The sequence below is a fragment of the Acinetobacter sp. WCHAc060025 genome, from assembly GCF_004209355.1.
Lineage (GTDB): Bacteria > Pseudomonadota > Gammaproteobacteria > Pseudomonadales > Moraxellaceae > Acinetobacter > Acinetobacter wuhouensis.
In genome coordinates, this window is sequence record NZ_SGSX01000015.1 from 76,949 (window position 1) to 96,149 (window position 19,201).

Here is a 19,201-nt window from a genome sequence, read left to right on the forward strand (position 1 = left end):
ATTTCATCTACATCTAATGAAATATAAAATATGATTTTGGTGTTGTTTCAAACATCGATTATTTAATTTCCAAAGCCAACAGATTGGTCTTGAGTTTTAACAACTCAGGTAAAGTTTCGAGCAATAAACTAATTTGCTTGAGTACCAGTAATAATTCATCAGATAAATTTTCTTGATCACTGAGTAGTTGAATCTCGGACAATTTTTCATTGATCTCGGGTTCATTCAACAGATTTTGATTGAGTAATACATCATTTAAAGTCTGTTTGCACCATAGCATCAAGGCTAAAATATGTGGGTCTTGTATGGCGTCTCTGTGGCTACCCAGTGCAGAAATATAGCTGAGTTGGCTATGACTATACACCAAGTATCTGAACGCATTGTGAATAAGATCTTGATTTGGATTCGGTTCAGTACTCAAACTCGAAATCATACTGGATAATTCAATCTGTGCATTATGTGCAGCACGACGAGCTTTACGATAATCAACACTGTTATTTCGTCCGTGTTGGTATTGCTCAACCACGGCATCAAAATAATCCAAAGTGGCTTTACTGCTTTTACGAATATTGTTGGAAATATCACGGAAATTCCAATCTGGCCAAATAAAACTCACGGCAAACCATGCAATCAAACAGCCCAATAATGTATCGATAATTCTAGGTAAAATGATGGCATAACCTGCACCTTTTAAATTAAAAATCAGCAATACCATCATGGTTGCCATGAGCGTAGCCATGGCATATTTTTTTGAACGCAAATAGAAAAAATACACACCAAAGATAATAGTGAGTACCAACTGTCCTTCGATGCTAGGTACGAAGTAGAGAATAGGAATTCCCAGTACTACACCCAACACTGTTCCTAGAGTTCTCAGTTTTAAACGACTTTTGGTGGCAAAGTAACTGATTTGGCAGACAAATAAACTGGTGAGTAAAATCCAATAACCATTTTTTGCAAATGGTAGCAAGGAAATGCTATAGCCCACAGCAAAAACAAAAGCGATTCGTACGGAATGGCGAAACAACGCAGATTTTGGGGTTAAATGTTGCTTAATCTTGAGCCATAAATCTTGAACGCCGTGAATATCATCATCCAATAAATTCAAGTTATCTCGATGTAGGCTATAACTTTGTTGATAATTATTTTGCTCTATACTCAGGTTAATAAATTGATCTTGTACATTTTTTAGATTCTTTAAGACCAAGAGTAGATTTTTAACTTCAAGATTGTGTGGATTTTGTTGGATCCACTCATACATGGAACTGTGTAAATTTTCTAAAGCTAAGGCATTGTCTGGATTGGTTTGAAAGCTTTGTCGATTTAAAATAAATTCTGCCAATTTTAGACAGTTAATCGCTTGTAAACGGACATTTTTTTGTATGCGATAAATTAAATCGGTACGACTAAAATTCTGCTGAATTTTTTCATAATGTAAATAATTGGAAGTTGCTTGCTCATGAATATCTTGAGCGAGGAAATATAAATTTAACCAGTAAATGGTATTTTTATTGGCACGTGAGGCTTTCAAGCGAGTGAGTAAGGAGGCTTTAGTGCTATTTAAACTTTGTACCACAATACTGTTTTGTAAGGACAAATCATATAAAAGTTGTTCAACATTTTGAGTATTGTCAGGGTCAAATAATTTCGCCTTGCACATGAGCAATTCAGAAAGGTGGCTGAAACTATTGGATAAATTATCTTGTACTGCTTGTGTGGGTTTAAGTAAATAGAAAATAATCGAGCTAAAGCCATACCATAAAGCACCCATCACAAAATAAGTGGGCTGTTGGTACCATTCAGAATATTCACCCAGCCCAAACATGGTGTAAATGGACAATAAAACCGTACCAAATGATATGGTTGCATAGCGTTGTCCTAGTGCACCCATGAGTATAAATAAGCCACTGGACAGTGATAGATAAATTAAAAATAAAATTTTATAAGGATAGAGAAAATCGAGAATACTACTAACAGTGAAAAATAGGATGCAGACAAAGGCGAGGTTTCTTAAACGAATACTGAGTCGGTCATCGAAATCGGTCAGAGCGGTGGCAATTGCACCTAGTGTGATAGGTACAATGAGTTCGTGATAACCAAGAAAATAAAGCCCCAGTGTCGTACCACTCAGTACAATCAACATCTGTATGCAATAAATTAAGATCGAATTAGACTTAATATTTTGAAAGATTTGATAATAACTATTCACAGTGGGTGTTCGGTTGTTGGGCTGAATCCGTATTTTACCTAATTCTGTATTGTAGAAATGCTTTATTGATTATCGAAATGTAAAAAGAAAGGATAAATAATCAACATTTTATATACAGATTTTGGCGGTAATTTTGTTTTTAAATATCATAATGTGATTTTTCTGACTGATTAGATTATAAAAATGCCTAAACCATTGAAAAAACAAAATTCTGAAATAAAACTCCCCCGTTTTCGAAGTGCTGCATTGACTGAACATCGTAATTTAAAAATGGCGCGTTCGATCCATGCCTATGTTCGTGGAAATACAGCAAAATATTATGAATGGTTACAGCAGGCGGAAATTAGTTCAATTCCGCAAGGACCTGCAATTTGGATTTGTGGGGATTGTCATACTGGAAATCTTGGACCTGTTGCCAATGCGAAAGGTCAAATTGATATTGAAATCCGTGATTTAGATCAGACGGTGATTGGAAATCCCGCCAATGATTTGATTCGCTTAGGATTATCACTAGCAACAGCAGTACGGAGTTCGGATTTACCTGGTGTCATCACTGCCAAAATGATTGAATCTTTATATGCGGGTTATGTACATGCCTTGGAACGCAATGGACGTTTGAGTCAGAAGCTTGAGCATCCATTACTGATTCAAACTGTGATGAAGAAAGCCGTAAAACGGACATGGAAATGTTTGGCGGAAGAGCGTTTAAGTGGTTTAGAGCCAGAAATTACGCTAGGCAAAAAGTTTTGGCCTTTATTAAAAAAAGAACAAAGTGAAATAGATTTAGTTTTCGAGAGACCAGAGCTTCAAGATCTTGTCACGATGATTGGAAAACGTGATGAAGATGCTAAGTTAAGGGTACTTGATTCAGCATATTGGGTGAAAGGGTGTAGTTCACTGGGTTTGTTACGTTACATTGTGCTGATTGATTCAATGGATGGTAAAGTTCAACGAGGCAAGGGGCTATGTTTAATGGATTTAAAAGAAGCCACTAAAGCGCTTGCTCCTCGATATTCGGATGCGCCTATGCCGAAAGACAATGCACTGCGTATCGTTGAAGGTGCAAGACATTTATCTCCATATTTGGGCGAACGGATGCGAGTAAGTAAGTTCCTCGATACCTCAGTGTTTATCCGAGAGCTTTTACCGCAAGATTTAAAGTTAGAGATCGAAGGGATGAGAGAGCAAGAAGCACAGAATTTAGCTTTCTATTTGGCATTTGTTGTTGGACGTGCGCATGTACGACAAATGGATGACGTTACTCGAAATTCTTGGATCAAGGAATTAAAACGCAATCAATCAAAAACGATTGATGCGCCATTTTGGTTATGGCGTAGTATTGTCGAGTTGATCAGTGTACATGAGGCAGGGTATCTCAATCATTGCCGCCTTTATGCTTTATCGCATGAGAAGTAGGATCTAAAAACAGAAATGTGGATAAAATTAATTTTATCCACATCACATCATTTACTTATTGAATAACTCCACAGGCGATACGTTCACCACCACCGCCTAAAGGTTTCGGAAGATCAGAATAGTTGTCTCCACCCGCATGAATCATGACAGCTAAGCCCTGAATATCAGCAAGTTTTAAACGCGGTGCAATAAGTGTAGTTTTTGCATTACCATTTGAATCGACATTGAGCACGGGTAAATCCCCCATATGTCCGTCATTTGGTGTGCCATGAGCGGATTTATGTGGATTAAAATGTCCACCAGCGGCTAAAGCAGCGCCCATTTTCCCATCTTTTTCAGCAGGTTCGCATGAACCTTTTTCATGGATGTGAAAACCATGATAACCCGATGGTAATTGACTTAATTCAGTATTAATTTTTAAGCCGTTTGGAGAGTCTTGAAAGTTAACAGTACCAATTTTTCCACCGACACCTTGAGCTGAAACAGAATGTATATCAACAGTTTGCTGAGGCTCTGGTGATTTTTTTGTTGTAGGTGTAGTTGTACACGCTGTAAAAAAAGCAAGACAAGTACAAAGTACAGAAGTTTTAAAAATGATAGATGTCATCGGTGCATCCAATTGATTTAGTCAGTATTAAACAATATTCAAACAAAGCTTTAAATGATAAACAATATGAATTAAATATCTGATTGTATAGTTTTATTTAATAACGATTTTATTGGCACTTATTATGCTTTATGTGCTTGAGAGGGGAAGATGATTCGCTAATGTGTATTTATTGCGAACCATCTTCTTAAAATGTTTAAAATTAAAATATGAAACATCTATGGTTTAGGTGAGTCATCATCCTTGATGTCATAGGCCATTGTTGCATCAGGCATGATCATTTTAGGTTCTTCAGTTTCATGTAACCATTCACGCCAAATTGCCAATAGAATCGCTAAAATCACAGGGCCGATGAATAAACCGACTAAACCAAAACTTGCCAGTCCACCCAGTACCCCAAACATGATGAGCAGGAACGGAATTTTGGTTGCACCAGAAATGACCAAAGGACGAATCACATTATCTGCTGTACTGACAATACAAATACCCCAAGCCATGACACCTATTGCTTCGATGGTATGTCCTTTAGAAAATAGCCATAAAGACACCGTGGTATAAGCGACAGGCGGGCCAAAAGGAATAAGCGCAAGTAAGAATGTGACAATGGTCAGTACCATTGGATTTGGTACATCTGCAACAAAGTAACTGATACCAGCAAGAATAGACTGTGCAACAGCAGTTAAACCTACACCATAAACAACTGCACGAGTCGTTTCAGAAATTGTATCTAGATAATGATGAATACGTGGACCAATCAGCATCTGAAGCGCTTTACTCACTTGTGCCAAAATTGTTTGTCCATCACGATAAAAGAAGAACAAAGACATGATGGAAAAGCTGAGTTTTACCAGATTTTTGGTAATTTCATTTAAAATAAATTTACCATAATTCATATGTCCCTGAATCCATGCACCTATCGTTTGAGAAAGGCTGGTCGGGTCGGCATTGATTTCACGGACAGTTCGACTGATTTCTTTACCGATAATTGGAAGATCACGAATCAAATCTGGAACCGTTAAATGTCCTGATGACATTTGGCGCTGTAAGTCGAAATAGAGATTACGCCCTTCATGCTGCAAAATAAAAATCGCAAATGTCAGAGGAATTCCGATAACCAATACAACTAGTGTGATCATCAGTGACGCACTAAGCGTCGGACGATTTTCACCCAGTAATCTTAAAATGCGTTTGTATATTGGCCATGTCATATAAGCGATAATGCACGCCCATAACACAGGTACAATAAAGTACTTCAGAATATCGTAGCCTAAAAAAATCAGGATAAACAATAATCCGAATAATAAGATGCGCTGTAAATTCGACGTAAAATCTTGCACTGATCACTCTAAAAACGGTTGAGAGGCTAACTCAATATTAACTGAAAAATAAAGTCTGGCAAATTGAGCACCTATTTTATTTAGGTATTCTCAAATGACTTTAGAACCAATCGCTTGGGTCGTCTATTAAAGCATCAAGTAGCGGTTGCCATTGTTCTTGTATGGTTAAAAAGTTCTTTTGGTTTTTATCGAAAATACTGAGACCTTGCATTGCCAATTGACCATAAGCAGTACGTTCTGAAATCCAAGCTACAGGTTTTTGCTCAATCTTCTCAAAAAATTGTTGAATGTCTTTTGAGCTCGAACTATTTGGTTTCACACGATTTGCCACCAAATGTACTGCAACTTTACCTTTACGAATTTTTTTAATGTCTTGGATATGTTTTAGAAAGCGCTTGGTACTGTCAATATCGAAGAAAGAGGGTTGTAGAGGTGTAACGACAGCATGGCATTCGCTGATAAGCTGTTCAGCGTGTTCACCTGTTAATGCACCTGGCGCATCAATAATTAAATAATCAAGATTTTTAGGCGCATCACCAATTGATTTTTCATGGCGCCAATCTAAGCTTTGAATTGTCGCCGCCTGTTCAGGACGCTGTTTTAACCATTGCAGGGCAGATTTTTGCGTATCAGCATCAGCCAATGCGACTTTATAGCCCTTTTGAGCTAATGCAGTTGCTAATGTTATTGCTGTAATTGTTTTACCGCATCCACCTTTTAAATTTGCAATGAGTATTGTTTTCATGAGTGATCTATAGATTCTGTCAAGATTGGGTTTTGTCTTACTGTAGCACTATTTTCAAGCGTATAGGTTACACATGACAAAACTTTAGTAGTTGTTTACATTGTGTAAAACCTAATTTAGGTCAAATTGATAAGGGAAAAAGCATGTCCGTTGGGCTGGCAATGTTAATCGGTGCTTGTATCGGTATTGTATTAACCACAATCGTGTTATCAAGCACACGTAATGGCAAAATTAAAGCGGAATATGAGCAATACATTTCTGAGTTGGAGCTTGAACATCAGCAGGCTTTGGCAAGTGCGCAAAAGCGTAGTGTGAATACCAGTCGTGCTGTTTTAAAAGGGAAAATGGCAGAGCAACTTGCACCGATTATGCCTGAGTTTCGTTATTTACCAAGTGATGCCAAATTTTTAGGTGACCCAATTGATTATGTGGTTTTTGATGGGTATACGGATTTTCGTGATGGTGATGGTTTAGCAGAAGATATAGAAGTGGTGTTGATTGATATTAAAAGTGGTGGTGCTCGTTTGACTAAAGGGCAACAGGCGATTGCTCAGGCGATTCGAGAGGGGCGAATACGATTCGAAACGATTCGGATTGATTTTGAGGATTAAAAAATAGCATAGTTAAAATTGGATCATCACAATGATCAAACAACAAATTTTGAGTTTCTTAAATGAATTGGAAAATGACAAAATCGATTCATTTTTTAGATTTCTAATTCAGATAAAGTATCAACAACATCTTTCAAAGCAACAGCTCTACCAAGTTTTGATGGAGATTCTTCAAGATGATGTTCATGAGCAATCTTGCGCTTACAACATACTGACAGATACTTTGGATTATTTTGTGGGCTATCATTCGCCATTAGTACCAACTCACTTCGCCTATGCGTTTGTAAAAGCTTTAGGTGAATAATCTAATCATTTATCTCACATAATTACTTTTTAAATGTATGATGAGTTTAATATTTTTATAATTTATATCTAAATTACAATGTCACATCGCCTATATCTTTATAATTATTGTGCAGAAACGAGTGAATTTTCATCTTATATTGGTGAATGGAAATATGTTGTTCCACTCCTTTTTATTCCTTTGTTAGCCGAGCCAAAAGCAAAAGGAAAAAGTCTGTATTTCAATAAAAAAATCGGTGTAGAACAACTCACGAAATTTTATAACTTATTAGAACAACAATTAGATCTATTTCAACATCATGATTTTCAGGAGAAACGCAACAAAGTCCTTGAATATTTAAATGACTTAGCATTTGAGCATTTTTATATGGATGCAACAGATGTCTTTAATATGCGTGATGAGCCTAAAAAACAGCAAGCAAAAGATTTTGTAGAAGAATTACAGTTAAATCAACATGCTTTTCAACAAGCAATTGAAGCTAATTCGCTTGAACCGTTGAATCCAGTATTGGAAAGTCAATTTCATTTTAAAAGTTGGTTGGAATTACTTGAGCACGAATATGTCGATTACGGTTGGTATTTGCTCGAAGTCGGTCATCTTATGCATCCAGAAGTGCATATCATTTGTGAAGATGAACACTATGGTTTGATGAATGCAAAATCTAAAATTATTCTTCCTGCTATTTATAACGACATTCAAGCTTTTTCTTATATGGGGTATGCCATTGTTGAAAAAGATCAAAAATTCGGTGTGGTTTATGCAGACGGGAAAATTTGTATTAAACCTGAGTGGGATGAGATTAGTGAGATCAATGATTTTGAACAAAAACAAGCGATTGTTATTCGTGATGGAAAGCTTGGCTTAATTGACTTATTGAATGAACAGATTTTATTGCCAATCGATTATGAGGAAATCGACTTTCTTTATAATGGATATTTACAAGTTAAAAAGAATGGTGTGTTTCAGGTACTCGATCAGTCTCTAGGTTCGATCATTGAAAACAGCGATCAACCATTTGAGCTATGGTCTGAAAACTTTCTTACACAGCAGATTGCTAAGTCGCCCTATTTAAAATTTTATAACCGTCTCGGTGAATATATTGGGGAGTTCTATCCTGAGAATTTACGTGAGTTAAATCATCAATATTTGCTGTTAAAACCTTTTAAGAAAAAAGCTGTTTTTTATCAGCTATATGATTCAGATGGAACGTTAATTTTCGATGATATTGAAAAAATAAAATATACCAGTGAGAACAGTTGTATCGCGTTGCAACGCAATAAAGCGTGGATGTTTTATCATTGTGCTCTGCAAAAAAGTATTGAAATTGAAGATATTTTGAATATTCAAGATGACTATTTTCATCAACATACTGCGCTGAAAGATCATTATATTTTGACCAATACCAAGAATCAGTACGCATTGTACGATGCTTTCAATGATGATTATGTCTTTCCATTCGATATGCAAATTTTAAGCATTCAATATGTCAGTGATGATGTTTTTATCATAAAAGATACTCTGAGCTATCAATGTTTTAAATTATCTGAGCATTCTTTTAGTGATGAAAAGTATGACTATATTTGTGGATTTTTACAAAATGATTTTTATATTTTAGCTTATAAAAATAATCAGTTAGTGCATATAGATCAGGCATTTAACTGTGAAGAAATGACGAATGAACAATGTGCAAAATTATATTTGAGCCGTAGTTACTTTGAAGGTGAGGATTTAACTTATTTTGAACGCTATGTTAAAAATTTAGAAGAAACACAAGGATTTAATTATTATCAATATTTAGACGATCGCCAATTGTCCTATTTAGGGATGGAAGAAGCTGAAAATGGTAATTTAGACGAAGCGATTAAAATTTATAAAATTGGTGTTGAACGACAACATGCGGAGATGATGTGCCAATTGGCATATATTTATACTGAAAATGAAAGTGTATTAAATATTGATGAAGCAATTCAACTTTATAAAAAATCTGCTGATCTAGGTGATGCCAATGCACAAAATAATTTAGGTTATCACTATATGACTGGGATAGGTGTTCAGAAAGATGTAGCACGAGCCATCCAATTATATTCCATGTCAGCAGCACAGAATTATGCTTTAGCCCTACAGAATTTAGCGTTTAATTACTATAACGGTGAGGAAGTTGAACAAGATTTGATACTTGCATTGGATTATTTTAAAAAGGCTGAAAAGCAAGGAATGTCTAACCCGCATGAAATGATCGAAATTTATTATCGAATTGATGATTATAAAAATGCGATTAAGTATTTAAAAAAGTCTAAAGATGAAGATTTTACCCATATTTATTGGGGAATCTTTTATCAACACGGTTTCGGTATCGATGTAAATCTGGAAAAGTCCAAAAAATATTATGAACGTAGCTTGGAAGTAGGTTCATATTCTGCTGCGTACATTGCGTTGCTTGAATATTATATCAAAAATGGTGCATTTGAATCAGAAGATGACTATGTTCGTGTTCTCGCACTCGCCCAAGAAAATGAAGTGGATCTTCCTGAGCATGTGCTCCCATCAAAGAAGTCAAAAGGGTTCTTTAAGCGTTTATTTGGTCAGTCTTAAATCAAGTTGAGTAGCGATTAACTCAACTCCTGTGGATCAACGTCAATCGTTACTTTCATCGAAGATGGTTTACTGTGTAAAAGATTAGCCCACCATTGGCGTACATAGAAATGCATCTTGGCGCGATCTTGTGAAAGTAAAACCACATGAGCTTGATAACGTCCAGCTTTACGTTCCATCGGTGCAGGAATCGGTCCCCAAATATCAATTAAATTTTCCTCTGAATTTTGGCGAAGTAACTGCGTCATTTCAGTGAGGAATTTTAAATTTTCTTCCTGATGTTTAGATTCACAACGGATCATGATGGCATAACGACAAGGTGGCATTAAGGCAGCTTGACGATCTTTCAAAGTCTGCTTTGCAAAAGCACGATAATCTTTATCAATGAGTGTATTTAATAAGGGGTGATCGGGACGTAAAGTCTGTAAATACACTTCCCCTTTTTTCTCGCCGCGACCAGCACGACCTGCGACCTGAACAATCAACTGGGCCGTTCGTTCAGTCGCTCTGAAATCGACACTGAGTAAGCCCGCATCAATATCTAAAATCGCCACTAAAGTGACATAAGGGAAATGATGACCCTTCGCCAGCATTTGTGTACCTAATAGAATCGTTGGTTCACTCTTTTGAATTTGATCATAAATTTTTTGCCAACTGCCAACACGACTGGTGGAATCACGGTCTACACGTAAGACTGGAAAATTTGGAAATAGCTCATTTAAGGTTTCTTCAACTTTTGCAGTGCCCATACCAATCGGTTTGAGCTGTGTTTGATTACAACTCGGGCAAGCATCAGGCATGCGATTAATCGTGCCACAATGATGACAATGCAAATGCTGATACGGTTTTAAATGTAAGGTGAAATGTGCATCGCAATGTGGACAATTGGCTTGCCATCCACAACTTTCACAAATTAAAACAGGGGCATAACCTCGACGGTTGAGAAAAATTAAAACCTGTTCTTTTTTCTCTAAACGTTTTTTAATTTCGGCAATTAAACTATCGCTTAACCCATTTTGTTTTTTCGCGACTTTTAAATCAATTAAATGCATTTTCGGCATCACCGCCGTGCCTGCACGTTGATTCAATTCAATACGTGTTAGTTTGTCCTGACGTGCCAAATAATAACTGTCGATACTTGGTGTTGCAGAACCTAAAATAATCGGACAATTTTCCAAGTGCGCACGATACATCGCCACATCACGGGCATGATAGCGGAAGCCTTCTTGCTGTTTAAATGAGAGATCATGTTCCTCATCTAAAATGATCAAACCCAGATTTGGCAATGGCGTATAAATTGCTGAACGTGTACCCAAAATAATAGACGCTTTACCCGTCTGTGCATGTTGCCAAGCTTGTAGACGTTTGGTGTCATTTAAACCTGAATGGAGCAGGGCAATATTGCAATGAAAGCGGGATTGGAAACGGCTAATAGTTTGTGGGGTTAAACCAATTTCAGGCACTAAAACCAAAACTTGCTTGCCTTGTTTCAATACCTCATGCATGACTTGCAAATAGACTTCAGTTTTACCACTGCCTGTTAAACCATCGAGTAAATATGCATGATATTTATTTTGCGATTTTAAAATATTTTGAATAGCTTTCTTTTGATCTTCATTCGGTGTCAGTGGCATTTGTGCCAATTGCACAGGTTCAGGCTTAAAGTTTTGTTCTTCTAAATCACAACGAACAATCTGTTTCTTTTCAAGTGCTTTTAACGTCGCTGTTTCTACACCACTGAGATTGAGGATATTTTCCTGAGTCCCTTTGGGATGCAATTTTAAAATTTTATAAGCTTCTTGCTGTTTCTCGGAACGCTTTACTTTGTCTTCAGCATTTAAATTGAGTACTTTCCAAATACGTGCCAATAAATTATAGGGCTTCCCTTGGCGTAATAAGGTCGGTAAAGCAGTTTGAATCACTTCTCCGATTGGAAATTGATAATATTGCGCAGACCATGTCAATAAACTTAAAACTTTCGCATCTAAAATGGCTTGTTCATCTAACAATTCAGTGATGAATTTAAGTTTGAAATGTGAATCGAGTGGTTCATCAATGGGAATTTTTTTCACAATGATGCCGATCAGATTTTGTCGACCAAAAGATACCGCCACGCGAGCACCGATCTCTGCCTGTGCATATTGTTCAGGACTGACTTGATAATCAAAGCAGTCATTCAAATAGACAGGTACAGCAACTTGAACTCGGTAAATCGGTGTCGGCGTATCAATATTATTCGGCATATTTAAGATTCAAAGACTCAACGATGAAATTGTATCGTGTACGGATTCTGCTTGTGTTAGAGTGTAGCGATCATTTATAAACAAGAATATGAATGATTTATAGGGTTTGACGCAACAGCGTAAGCAAAAAATTTTGGAAAACTAGAGCATTATAATGCCAGCATATCAGTTTACTGCGATTGACGCTTCAGGGAAGCAGCAAAAAGGCGTGTTAGAGGGCGATTCAGCACGTCAGATCCGACAACAGCTACGGGACAAAGAACTGATCCCTGTGACTGTGGATGCTGTAGAGCAAAAGGATAAAACACAAAGCTCAGGCTTATTTCAGCGTAAATTTTCCGCTTATGATTTGGCATTGATGACACGCCAATTATCTGTACTGGTTGCTGCTGCAATTCCTTTGGAAGAAGCCTTACGTGCTGTGGCAAAACAAAGTGAAAAAGCGCATGTGCAGAACTTATTGCTTTCAGCACGTTCTAAAGTACTCGAAGGGCATTCCTTAGCCCAAGCCATGCAACAAACAGGGCGATTCCCTGATTTGTATATTGCCACGGTTGCAGCAGGTGAACGTTCAGGGCATTTAGACCTTATTCTTGATCAATTATCAGATTACACCGAAAACCGTTTTGCCATGCAAAAGAAGATACAAGGTGCAATGATCTATCCAATTATTCTCATGTTGATGTCATTTGCGATCGTCATGGGCTTAATGACCTATGTCGTTCCGGACATCGTCAAAACTTTTGATCAAAGTAAACAAGCACTGCCTTGGATTACTGTGGTGTTAATGAAAACCAGTGACATCATTCGGCAAGCTTGGCCATTTATATTGGTTGCTAGTGTGCTCGGAATATTTTTATTGATTCGATTTTTACGGACATCGGCAGGACATTATGCCTTTGATCGTTTAACCCTCAGATTGCCATTATTTGGTAAATTATCACGTGGTATAAATGCAGCACGATTTGCCAGTACCTTATCCATTTTGACCCAATCAGGTGTGCCTTTGGTAGATGCATTGAAAATTGGTGCAGCCGTGAGTAGTAATTGGGTGATTCGAGATGCCGTCAATATCGCTGCAGAAAAAGTCACGGAGGGTGGGAACCTTGCAACACAACTTGAGCGCTGTGGTTATTTCCCACCGATGATGGTACAAATGATCAAAAGTGGTGAAGCATCTGGGGAATTAGACCGTATGCTGAGTCGTGCCTCAGATATGCAAGACCGAGAAGTATCATCTTTTATCTCGACTTTATTGGCATTGTTAGAGCCGTTGATGTTGGTGTTTATGGCGGGTATTGTTTTGGTTATTGTGATTGCTGTGATGTTGCCAATCGTCAATATGAACAATATGATTTGATTGATACGATTTAACCAAATTATTTTTATAAAGAGTTTTTAGAGAGTAAGTAAATGCAACAGAAGATGAATAGAACTCGCCAAACAGGTTTTACCTTAATCGAAGTTATGGTTGTGATCGTGATTTTAGGTGTATTAGCCGCATTGATCGTTCCAAATGTCATGGGACGTGGGGAAAAAGCCAAAGTAGACACCACCAAAATTACTTTAAAAGGTGTAGCGGGTGCTTTGGATCAGTACAAATTAGACAATAGCCATTATCCAACCAGTCAAGAAGGTGGTTTGGATGCTTTGATCAATAAGCCTGCGACAGCAAAAAACTGGATGCCAGAAGGTTATGTGAAAGGTGGTTATCCAAAAGACAGCTGGGAAAACGATATTCAATATGTGATTCCAGGCTCAGAAGGTCGTAAGTTTGATCTGTATTCATTTGGTGCCGATGGTAAACAAGGCGGCGAAGGGAATGATGCTGATATTTATTACACACCTTAATTGAAAATCATTCTAAGTTATTGATGATGAAATAAATCACTTCACTTAATCGAATAAATAAATATTGAGTGAAGTGATAATCTTTCTTAATTATAAAAATAGCATTAAACCATTGAAAAGTATTACATTATAAAATAAATTTGATTTGAGATTTATAATAAGAATTATTCCCATATTTAATAGTTACAATAAAGTTAAATCATGGATAAAAATAGACTTTTTATTTAGTTAAAAGCTTGCATAATAGTTCTCAAGGCAACATGAATTGCTCAGGAGAATGAGATGAAAGCATTATTATTATCGGATGAAATTACCCAATTTCATTGGAGCATGCTCAAATCTGTTTTACTCATTTTGAGCCTGTTACCCATGAGTCAATTTTTTATGAATTTATGGCAAGGTGCAGATGCCAGTAGTCAAATCATGATTGGTTTTATGGCAATCAGTGTGTTTAGTGCTGTGTCAATTATTAGTTTTTGTAGTGCTTTGAATTTTACCGTAGTGCAATTAAAAACAGAACTATCATCATTCGCTGAACAATATGCGGTAAAAATTTATCGTTATTTACCGATGTTATTCTTAGTCAGCATGATGTCTTACTTAGTGACTCAAATCTAAGATGTTCTGATTTAAGATATTCTAAAAATAAAAAAACCGAGGTTGCCCTCGGTTTTTTATGATTCAAAAAATTGTTCGATTTCATCCCAGTGAGGGAGATGTTCATAGCTTTGTGGATTCATCGAAGTGCATTCCCAATTGGCTTTAGAGTTGACGCAAAAATGGAGCGTTTGAACAGGAGATAATTCACTGTCAATGAGTCCTAAAGGAATCCAGATAAACGTGGTTTGACCAATTTGATTGGGAACAGGTGAACCACATTTTTGACAAAAACAAGAAGTAAAACCTGTGTCTTTCTTATAGGTGATAATATTTTCTTGACCTTGAATCCATTGAAAATATTGTGATTTGACCATGCTTGCATGATTGGCATGTGTCCCAGATTGTTTTCTGCATAAGCTACAGTGACATTGATAAATGATATTGATTGGTTTATTTACTTGAAACTGAATGGTATGACAGAGACATTTTCCTGTTAGCATTTTTTATCCTTTGTTATTCTTCATTTTAATCATAAATAACCTCTTATATTTACAATAAGAGGTTATTTATATAGTCAAGATCAGCGTCTAGATTTAAAACTCACATCAACTTTTTTCGGACGATAAACCCAGCCTAAAATCAGCAATAATAATGAGAAGATTAAAATCGGCCAATCGCTTAAACGAGTATATAAAGTTTCGCCTTGCATCGCGGGTAATTCACCACGTAAAACAGCTTTTTGATCCACAGGTGCTTGTTTCACAATATGTCCATTGTGATCAATAAAAGCCGTTACACCTGTATTGGTGGCACGAATAAGCCAACGCCCATTCTCTTTAGCACGCATCTGCACCATTTGTAAATGTTGCAACGGCCCCGCGGTTCCAGTAAACCATGCATCATTTGAAACAGTGACTAAGAAATCACTATTGATCGCATTACGACGGGTTAAATTTGGATATGCGACCTCATAACAAATCGCTGCGGCTAAATGGTGACCTTTAATGTTAAATGGTTTCTGATCAGAAGCACCACGTGAAAAACCACTCATCGAAGGGTCATTTTGCAATGCAGGAAGTACCCAACTGAGTAAGCCAGAAAGGGGAATGTATTCACCAAAAGGGACTAGTCTTTGCTTTTTATATAAGCCCGAACCTTCATCACCAGAAGCCATCATACTGTTGTAATACATTGGATAGCCATTCTGTTGAGATTCTTTTAAATCCCAATAGGGAATGCCAGTTACCCATGCAGTACCTGTACTTTTGGCTTGTTGATCCATCATTTCCAAAAACTGTTCAATATCGGTTTGGAATAATGGAATGGATGATTCAGGCCAAACAATCAGGTCACGTCCCCATTCGGTACGGCTTAAATTGACATAAATTTCTAAGGTTTTAACTTGGTATTCAGTCAACCATTTTAAATCTTGTGGAATATTGCCTTGAATGAGGGAAACACTCAGTGGCTTCTCAGCTTTTGGTTGTACAAACTGAATGAATGAAGCACCCCAAGCCCCGAGCAAAAGTACAATTGCAGGGATTGCCCAAAAAAACTTTTTATTCAGAATTTCAACGAGCGCACAGGCAAGAATGATCACCACGAATGAAACGGCAAAGACCCCAAATAAAGGTGCATAGCCATCTAGGAATCTTTCAGTAAATGCATAGCCTGCAAATAACCACGGAAAGCCTGTAAAGACCCACGTTTTAGACCATTCAAAAAATACCCAAAGTGGCGCGAAGGTCAAAGGTGTTTCTGGGAAAAATCTGCGATATACCCAAGTTTGGACTGCGCTAAATAGCCCCATTAAAAGCGCCATAACTGCAATCATGAGTACGCTTAAAAAGGCATTGGTATCGCCATAGACATGGATTGAGGTATAGAGCCAAAAAGCCCCAACAAACCATAAGCCAAAGCCGTAACTTAGACCTATCGCAAAAGCTTGTTTGGGTGTACGACCTTTTAAACATGCATAGAGTAGGGCAGGTGATAAGATCGCCAACCACCACCAATAAAAAGGCGCCAGTGCTAAACTGAACACTGCGCCCGACATTAACGAAATCAGTAAGGGGAAAATGAAAGGTAACTGTTTTTGTTGTTGTGAAGAATTTAACAGCTTGTCAAAATATGCTCTCATTTACGTACAGCTCGAATCAGATGAATAGTGCGGGCATCTGCTTCAATAATGGTAAATTGCCAATCCTCAAGTTCAATGACTTGCCCTTGTAGATCGCTGACTAAACCAATTTCTTGAAGCAATAAACCACCCATAGTTTCTACTTCGTCATCAGAAAATTCAGCATCTAAAACATTGTTAAAATGTTCGATTGGTGTAAGTGCTTGTACAATCCACGTGTTGGCTGTGTTATGGCTTTTATCGGGAACAATAAATTGTGCTTCTTCATCAACATTGTCATGTTCATCTTCGATTTCGCCAACGATTTCTTCAAGAATATCTTCTAAAGTCACCAAACCTGCTGTTGAACCATATTCATCAATGACAATTGCAATATGCGTTTGGGTATTTTTCAACATCCTCAATACTTGGTCAGAACGCGCACTTTCAGGTACAAATAAAGGCTGACGCATCAGTGCGTGTACATCGACATTGGATGAGCGATCTGTCAAAAATGGCAATAAGTCTTTTGCAAGTAAGATCCCTACCACATTTTCAGGTTGATCTGCTGAAAATACTGGGAAACGTGAATGCGCAGATTCAATTAGAACATGCAAAATATCAAGTAGTTGATCATCTTCTTGCAAGCTAACCATCGCCGTACGTGGCGTCATCACTTCACGAATTTTTGTTGCTGGAAGGTCTAAAACGCCCTCTAACATTGCAACGGTATCTGGTTCTAAAAAACGACGTGAATCTTGTACTAATTTTAGCAGTTCATCGCGGGTTTCTGGTGCTGTGCCTAGCCATTTGCGTAATCCACGCATTCCCCACGATGTGCCTGATTCCTCGTGCATGATCTTTCCTAAAGACGCTTAATATCTGGTAAATGAATTTTTATCATACCGAAGAAAATACAGATGTCTATCTATTAAATGAGGTAAATAGATGAAAGCATGAGTCATCTTGCCAAGAACTTGCCAAGAAATAGTAAAGCTTATTGATTATTTGAGTTTGTGTTAAAATTTTGATTTACTTTAGTTGTGTTTTGAGAGTTGAAAATGTCAGATCAGTCTATTACACCGAACATTCAATTGAATACACGTGGATTGCGCTGTCCTGAACCCGTGATGATGTTACATCAAGCGATTCGTAAGTCTAAATCAGGTGATGTGGTAGAGGTTTTTGCCACGGATAATTCAACGTCTTGGGATATTCCGAAGTTTTGCATGCATCTTGGGCATGAATTGATTTTACAAGAAGAAGTACAAGATGCAGAAGGAAATAAAGAATTTCATTATCTGGTCAAAAAGGGCTAGTTGGTTAGTAAAATAAAAATATAGGAATGAATAACTTGAGATTTATTCATTCTTTTTTACATAAAAATAATAAGTTTTAGTTACTTTTTGATTATAATCTAAACATATTTTTAATAATAATTAAATATTCGAATGAACAGCTTAGTGAATAGTATTCATAAAATATTGGATCAACTTGGACTTACCGCTCAAAAACGTGCCATCCATATCCAATTTACAAATACAGACTTAAACCAACACGTCTACTTACAACGCATTGACGGACAACATGCTATTAACCAAGGTGTGTCTGCTGAACTGATTTGCCTATCAACATCTGCAACCATTCCACTTAAACAATTCATTGGTACACAAGTTGCCATCGACCAAGTGACTGATCAAGGACAGCTGTTCCGTACTACAGGCATCATTACCGAAGCAGCTCAGGGACAGAGTGATGGTTCACTAACGATTTACAAACTCAAACTTCAAGATGCAACTTCACTATGGAATAAACGCCGTAACAGCCGTGTATTCATGAACAAATCGGCAGTTGAAGTCATCGAAACCATCTTTAAAGAATGGCAAGACAAAAGCCCATTATTCGCAACAAGCTTAACTTTAGATAAAAGTGGATTGCAAAAAGACTACGATATCCGCCCATTCATCATGCAAAGTAACGAAAGCGATTACGACTTTCTCACCCGTTTAATGCGCAGCGAAGGCATCAATTGGCTGATTGACGAAGCACAACTGCAAGTTCCAAATTCAGCGACACAAATCCAAGCCCAGAAACTTCGGTTAATTGATGACAATAGCCAATACAAAGCCCTAGAACGTAGAAACATCCGTTACCATCGTAGCAGTGCCACAGAAAAACAAGACAGCATTACTAGTTTTATCGGACAACGCAGCCTACAACCGACAGCCGTCCACGTACAACGCTGGCAAGCCGATGTACTCGAACAAGAAGAAGGCGCAGGTAGTGTCCAAAGCAAACATCAACATAGCAAAAACCAAGACAATGCAAGTTTAGGCTTAGAGCAAGCATGGCATATCAGCCCTGCATGGATGCAAGACCTCAAAGGCGAAGACCAAGCCACAGCATCCAACAACAGCCAAATCGAAAAACTGAATCAAAATTTAAGTGACTACTACAACAGTCAATCCAAACAATTCATTGCCAACTCAACCGTACGAGATGCCCAAGTGGGCTACTGGTTCAAATTTACCGAACACCCAGAAATCGACCAACACAAAGGCTCAGAC

17 protein-coding genes are annotated in these 19,201 nt (G+C 37.4%); 9 read left to right on the plus strand and 8 right to left on the minus strand.

Annotation, left to right across the window (positions count from 1 at the left end):
- Positions 1–58: 58 nt before the first annotated feature.
- Positions 59–2,209 (minus strand): YccS family putative transporter, encoded by a 2,151-nt coding sequence (gene yccS, locus EXE09_RS13490; RefSeq protein WP_130117623.1) that lies wholly within the window; start codon positions 2,207–2,209, stop codon positions 59–61.
- A gap of 183 nt (positions 2,210–2,392) precedes the next feature.
- On the opposite strand from yccS, the gene EXE09_RS13495 reads away from it, so the two are divergent.
- Complete coding sequence (locus EXE09_RS13495) at positions 2,393–3,625, plus strand: DUF2252 family protein (protein ID WP_130117624.1); 1,233 nt, start codon at positions 2,393–2,395, stop codon at positions 3,623–3,625.
- A 55-nt stretch (positions 3,626–3,680) separates the two neighbouring features.
- Here EXE09_RS13495 and sodC read toward each other — a convergent pair whose 3' ends face one another.
- The 3 genes from sodC to EXE09_RS13510 form a co-directional block, all read right to left on the minus strand.
- On the minus strand, positions 3,681–4,232 hold the full coding sequence (gene sodC, locus EXE09_RS13500; protein WP_130117625.1) for a superoxide dismutase family protein: 552 nt from the start codon (positions 4,230–4,232) through the stop codon (positions 3,681–3,683).
- A 218-nt stretch (positions 4,233–4,450) separates the two neighbouring features.
- Positions 4,451–5,569: an AI-2E family transporter gene (locus EXE09_RS13505; protein WP_087553140.1), complete on the minus strand. Its 1,119-nt coding sequence runs from the start codon at positions 5,567–5,569 to the stop codon at positions 4,451–4,453.
- Positions 5,570–5,669: 100 nt separating this feature from the next.
- Positions 5,670–6,314, minus strand: coding sequence for a ParA family protein (locus EXE09_RS13510; RefSeq protein WP_068975099.1), 645 nt, complete (start codon positions 6,312–6,314; stop codon positions 5,670–5,672).
- A gap of 143 nt (positions 6,315–6,457) precedes the next feature.
- Between EXE09_RS13510 and EXE09_RS13515 the strand changes: the two genes are divergently transcribed.
- The 3 genes from EXE09_RS13515 to EXE09_RS13525 all read left to right on the plus strand — a co-directional run bounded on the left by EXE09_RS13515 (position 6,458) and on the right by EXE09_RS13525 (position 9,821).
- Complete coding sequence (locus tag EXE09_RS13515) at positions 6,458–6,925, plus strand: Holliday junction resolvase-like protein (RefSeq protein ID WP_130117626.1); 468 nt, start codon at positions 6,458–6,460, stop codon at positions 6,923–6,925.
- 31 nt (positions 6,926–6,956) lie between these two features.
- Positions 6,957–7,229: a hypothetical protein gene (locus EXE09_RS13520; protein ID WP_068975101.1), complete on the plus strand. Its 273-nt coding sequence runs from the start codon at positions 6,957–6,959 to the stop codon at positions 7,227–7,229.
- Positions 7,230–7,307: 78 nt separating this feature from the next.
- Positions 7,308–9,821: a tetratricopeptide repeat protein gene (locus tag EXE09_RS13525; RefSeq protein WP_130117627.1), complete on the plus strand. Its 2,514-nt coding sequence runs from the start codon at positions 7,308–7,310 to the stop codon at positions 9,819–9,821.
- A 17-nt stretch (positions 9,822–9,838) separates the two neighbouring features.
- On the opposite strand, the gene EXE09_RS13530 is transcribed toward EXE09_RS13525, so the two are convergent.
- On the minus strand, positions 9,839–12,064 hold the full coding sequence (locus EXE09_RS13530; RefSeq protein ID WP_130117628.1) for a primosomal protein N': 2,226 nt from the start codon (positions 12,062–12,064) through the stop codon (positions 9,839–9,841).
- A 154-nt stretch (positions 12,065–12,218) separates the two neighbouring features.
- Between EXE09_RS13530 and gspF the strand changes: the two genes are divergently transcribed.
- From gspF to EXE09_RS13545, 3 genes are all read left to right on the plus strand, one after another.
- Positions 12,219–13,424 (plus strand): type II secretion system inner membrane protein GspF, encoded by a 1,206-nt coding sequence (gspF, locus tag EXE09_RS13535; RefSeq protein WP_087553135.1) that lies wholly within the window; start codon positions 12,219–12,221, stop codon positions 13,422–13,424.
- Positions 13,425–13,477: 53 nt separating this feature from the next.
- The gene (gspG, locus tag EXE09_RS13540) at positions 13,478–13,915 is read left to right on the plus strand and encodes a type II secretion system major pseudopilin GspG (RefSeq protein ID WP_068975105.1); all 438 of its coding nucleotides are present in this window, start codon (positions 13,478–13,480) and stop codon (positions 13,913–13,915) included.
- A gap of 282 nt (positions 13,916–14,197) precedes the next feature.
- Positions 14,198–14,533 carry a hypothetical protein gene (locus tag EXE09_RS13545; protein WP_068975106.1) on the plus strand — a complete coding sequence of 112 codons (336 nt, stop codon included), beginning with the start codon at positions 14,198–14,200 and terminating at the stop codon, positions 14,531–14,533.
- 56 nt (positions 14,534–14,589) lie between these two features.
- Here EXE09_RS13545 and EXE09_RS13550 read toward each other — a convergent pair whose 3' ends face one another.
- The 3 genes from EXE09_RS13550 to EXE09_RS13560 all read right to left on the minus strand — a co-directional run bounded on the left by EXE09_RS13550 (position 14,590) and on the right by EXE09_RS13560 (position 17,491).
- Positions 14,590–15,015, minus strand: a complete 426-nt coding sequence (locus EXE09_RS13550) for a GFA family protein (RefSeq protein ID WP_087553134.1) — start codon at positions 15,013–15,015, stop codon at positions 14,590–14,592.
- A gap of 80 nt (positions 15,016–15,095) precedes the next feature.
- A complete protein-coding gene (lnt, locus tag EXE09_RS13555; RefSeq protein ID WP_130117629.1) occupies positions 15,096–16,655 on the minus strand; it encodes an apolipoprotein N-acyltransferase in 1,560 nt (519 codons plus the stop codon).
- Positions 16,652–17,491: an HlyC/CorC family transporter gene (locus EXE09_RS13560; protein ID WP_068975109.1), complete on the minus strand. Its 840-nt coding sequence runs from the start codon at positions 17,489–17,491 to the stop codon at positions 16,652–16,654. The genes lnt and EXE09_RS13560 overlap by 4 nt, the downstream gene beginning before the upstream one ends.
- 204 nt (positions 17,492–17,695) lie before the next feature.
- Between EXE09_RS13560 and tusA the strand changes: the two genes are divergently transcribed.
- Positions 17,696–17,953 carry a sulfurtransferase TusA gene (gene tusA / locus EXE09_RS13565; protein WP_068975110.1) on the plus strand — a complete coding sequence of 86 codons (258 nt, stop codon included), beginning with the start codon at positions 17,696–17,698 and terminating at the stop codon, positions 17,951–17,953.
- Positions 17,954–18,085: 132 nt separating this feature from the next.
- Positions 18,086–19,201: phage late control D family protein (locus tag EXE09_RS13570; RefSeq protein ID WP_213073889.1), on the plus strand; the 1,116-nt coding region annotated here is incomplete at its 3' end.

Coding starts and splice junctions, on each gene's coding strand:
- EXE09_RS13495 (WP_130117624.1), top strand. CDS start 2,393: ATGCCTAAACCATTGAAAAAACAAAATTCTGAAATAAAACTCCCCCGT.
- sodC (WP_130117625.1), bottom strand. CDS start 4,232: ATGACATCTATCATTTTTAAAACTTCTGTACTTTGTACTTGTCTTGCT.
- EXE09_RS13510 (WP_068975099.1), bottom strand. CDS start 6,314: ATGAAAACAATACTCATTGCAAATTTAAAAGGTGGATGCGGTAAAACA.
- EXE09_RS13515 (WP_130117626.1), top strand. CDS start 6,458: ATGTCCGTTGGGCTGGCAATGTTAATCGGTGCTTGTATCGGTATTGTA.
- EXE09_RS13520 (WP_068975101.1), top strand. CDS start 6,957: ATGATCAAACAACAAATTTTGAGTTTCTTAAATGAATTGGAAAATGAC.
- EXE09_RS13525 (WP_130117627.1), top strand. CDS start 7,308: ATGTCACATCGCCTATATCTTTATAATTATTGTGCAGAAACGAGTGAA.
- EXE09_RS13530 (WP_130117628.1), bottom strand. CDS start 12,064: ATGCCGAATAATATTGATACGCCGACACCGATTTACCGAGTTCAAGTT.
- gspF (WP_087553135.1), top strand. CDS start 12,219: ATGCCAGCATATCAGTTTACTGCGATTGACGCTTCAGGGAAGCAGCAA.
- gspG (WP_068975105.1), top strand. CDS start 13,478: ATGCAACAGAAGATGAATAGAACTCGCCAAACAGGTTTTACCTTAATC.
- EXE09_RS13545 (WP_068975106.1), top strand. CDS start 14,198: ATGAAAGCATTATTATTATCGGATGAAATTACCCAATTTCATTGGAGC.
- EXE09_RS13550 (WP_087553134.1), bottom strand. CDS start 15,015: ATGCTAACAGGAAAATGTCTCTGTCATACCATTCAGTTTCAAGTAAAT.
- lnt (WP_130117629.1), bottom strand. CDS start 16,655: ATGAGAGCATATTTTGACAAGCTGTTAAATTCTTCACAACAACAAAAA.
- EXE09_RS13560 (WP_068975109.1), bottom strand. CDS start 17,491: ATGCACGAGGAATCAGGCACATCGTGGGGAATGCGTGGATTACGCAAA.
- tusA (WP_068975110.1), top strand. CDS start 17,696: ATGTCAGATCAGTCTATTACACCGAACATTCAATTGAATACACGTGGA.